3 protein-coding genes are annotated in these 3,240 nt (G+C 68.3%); all 3 read left to right on the top strand.

Features of this window, described 5'->3' with window-relative positions; translation table 11 throughout:
• Positions 1-1,694 (top strand): glycosyltransferase (locus tag RWX45_RS00950; protein ID WP_316021923.1); only part of this gene is annotated, 1,694 nt, incomplete at its 5' end.
• Between the two features lie 80 nt (positions 1,695-1,774).
• Positions 1,775-2,887, top strand: coding sequence for an XRE family transcriptional regulator (locus RWX45_RS00945; RefSeq protein WP_316021922.1), 1,113 nt, complete (start codon positions 1,775-1,777; stop codon positions 2,885-2,887).
• Between the two features lie 81 nt (positions 2,888-2,968).
• The coding region (locus tag RWX45_RS00940) for a hypothetical protein (RefSeq protein WP_316021921.1) at positions 2,969-3,240 on the top strand (272 nt) is incomplete at its 3' end.

The raw sequence follows: 3,240 nt of genomic DNA, 5'->3' as shown, positions 1-3,240 counted from the left end.
GCGTCATCGCCGACGAGTTCACCACCCTCGCCCTCCAGTACGAGTGGCGGGCCGTTGCGCTCACTCCAGCCGACTGGCGTGACCAACTCGCCGCCGCCCCGATCGACCTGCTCTTCGTGGAATCCGCCTGGCACGGCAACGGTGATGCCTGGCGCTACCAGGTCATCGGCAAGGGCGGCCCCTCCAGCCACCTGCGTGAACTGGTCGCCCAGGTCCGCGCCGCCGGCATTCCCACGGTCTTCTGGAACAAGGAGGACCCCGCCCACTACGGCGAGGCAATTGACACCGCCCGCCTGTTCGACTGGGTGTTCACCACAGACTCCACCCTCCTGGACCGCTACCGGGCCGAGCTCGGACACGACCGGGTCGGCGTCCTGCCCTTCGCCGCCCAGCCCACCATCCACAACCCCATCCGTCTGCTCGACGACGATGCCCGTCCGGCCCCGTTACGTGACATCGCCTTCGCCGGCATGTACTTCGCCCATAAATACCCCGAGCGGCGCGAGCAGATGACCACCCTCCTGGGAGCGGCGGTGGATGCCGGCCCCAAGCTGGAGGACGGTCTGGACATCTTCTCCCGCTACCTGGGGGCGGACGCGAACTACCAGTTCCCGGCGCCTTACGACGCCTTCGTGCGCGGTTCGCTGACCTACCCGGAGATGCTGTCCGCCTACCGCGGCTACAAGGTCTTCCTCAACGTCAACTCCGTCGTAACCAGCCCCTCCATGTTCGCCCGCCGCATCTTCGAGATCACCGCCTGCGGCACCCCGGTGGTCACCATGCCCTCGCCCGCCACGGCCCGGTTCCTGCCCGCCGGGACCCTCGCCGTCGTCGCCGACCGCGAGGAGGCCTACTGGACCGAGCGGGCCATGGTGAACAACCCGGAGCTGCGGGCGCGCATGACTTACCTCGCCCAGCGCGAGATCTGGCTGAAGCACACCTACACCGCGCGCGTGGACCAGGTGCTGACCGCCGTCGGCCTGGGGGAGCGGTGCTACCGGCGTCCCACGATCACGCCGCTGATCTCTACGATCCGCCCCGAGCGGCTGGACGGCGTGCTGGATACCCTGGCCCGCCAGCGGGAGGTCGACCAGCGCCCGATCATCCTCACCCACGGCTTCGAGGCGCCCGACGCCGCCCGCGCCCGGGCCCGCGAACTGGGCCTGGAGGTTGACTGGGTGACGGGCGACGCCGCCAACACCCTCGGCGCCAACTACAACCTCATGCTGGAGCGGGTCGACGCCGACTTCATCGCCAAGCTGGATGACGACGACCTCTACGGCGACTACCACCTCTTCGAATCCCTCGCCGCCGCCGACTACGCCCGCGCCGAGGTGGTGGGCAAACACGCCTACTTCGTCCACCTTGAGGCCGAGAGCGCCGTGGTCCTGCGCTTCCCCGAATGGGAGCACCGCTACACCTCATTCCTGGCCGGCCCGACCCTCGTGGCCGCCACCGACCTTGCCCGCCAGGTGCACTTCCCCGACACCACCACCGGGGAGGACACCGGCTTCCTCCAGAAGGCCTCCGCGGCCGGCGCCCGCCTGTATGCGGCCTCCCGCTTCGGCTTCGTGCAGCGCCGCGCGGCCGGCGGACACACCTGGGGTATCTCCTCCGCCGAGGTTCTCGCCACCGGGCGGATCAGCCACTGGGGCGCCCCCGGCGACGCCGAGATTCCGGGCGAGGCGCGCTGATTGATCCGGGACGTGCGGTTGAGCAGCCGTTATGGGTGCGGGATTGTCACGCGAGGCCCGAACGTGCCAAAATCGCACGTATGGGAGAGACGACGCCGCAGTCCCTCGGCACCCGGATCCGCGAGGTGCGTACGCGTGCCGGTATGAGCCAGCAACAGCTGGGCGAACAGGTACGACTTGAACGGACCGCAGTCAACAAGATCGAGGCGGGCACACGCAAGGTCTCCGCCCTTGAGCTGTCCAGCATCGCCCGCGCGCTCCATGTCCGTATGGCCGCCTTTTTCGAAGAACCGGTCGCCGCGGTGGTCGCCCATCGCTCGTCGCAGGGGCTCGACACCGTGGATTCACAGATCGACGCACTCCTCGCGGACCTCGCTGACGAGGTCCGCTTGGTCCACTCGCTACGGTCCCTCACGGCTGCTGCCCCAACTCAGGCGTGGAAGCGGCCCGACTCCGAGGCAGAAGTCGAGGCGATGGCAGCGAAGGCACGGGATCTGCTCAACTATGACCAGGCCGAACCCGTTCGCGAGATCCAGGATCGTCTGGCCACAGCTGGTCTTTTTGTTTTCACACGGCCCCTTGGTGATGACACTGCGGACGCCGGGACCGTCCTCATCGACGGACTTGGTGTTGCTTTGGTCAACTCCACCAGGAAGGTGGGGCGCAGGCGCCTGGCGGCGGCGCACGAGCTTGGCCATTTCCTGGTTAAGGACACCTACACGGTGGACTGGCGGATCGCCGACGCCGATGAGCCGATGGAGGCTCGTCTGGATGCGTTCGCACGGGCCTTCCTACTTCCGCGGAAGGCCGTGATCGAGCGCTGGACGGAGATGTCGGAGCGGTCCGGGCTGCGCACGGCGGCGGTGGTCATCGGCAGCGAGTACCGGGTGGATATGTCAACTCTCGCGCGTCGGTTGAGCGATCTGGGCGCTGTCTCCGCCTCTGAGGCGGGCAGCATCCGCTCTGTGCGGACGACCCAGGCGGACATGATTGAGCTTGATCTTTACAGCAGCGAGGAGTTGGCCGGGACGACGCAGCCGCGCGCCTTCCAACGCGCGGTGCTCGAGCTCGTACGAGAGGAGGAGATCAGCAAGGAGCGAGCGGCTGACCTCCTGTGGGGTCTTGTTGATGAGGGCGATCTGCCGGCGCCGCGCCCGAGGGAAGAAGCCGCGTTCTGGGAGTTCGTCTCGTGAGCGAGACGGCGAAGGTCTACGCGAAGGTGAGACGAAAGGCTGGGAGGGGACATGAGACGGCAGATGACGAGAACGCGTGCTGTGACGTGCCTCCGCGTGGTCGTCATTGTTGACGGCAGCGGAGACCTGGAGACCACCCTCATCGGTCTGGCCGACGAGGGGCTGAGCGACGTCGTCGTCTGCGTGGGGCGGGACGGGCCCACTGCGGCGGAGGCCGCGGCGCTCGCGGATGCGGGCCTGGAGGCTGTCGCGGGCCAGACGGCGCTGGGCGCCGCCCGCACGTTGCTCGCCGGTCTGCGCGGCGGCCGGGTGCTGGTCATGCGGGCGGGTGACGTCCCCGAGCCGGGGTTGAC

It is taken from the genome of Actinomyces sp. MRS3W (assembly GCF_032465695.1).
Classification (GTDB): Bacteria; Actinomycetota; Actinomycetes; order Actinomycetales; family Actinomycetaceae; genus Actinomyces.
Note: the sequence above shows the minus strand (reverse complement) of the source record. Positions and strands in the feature narration are given on the sequence as shown.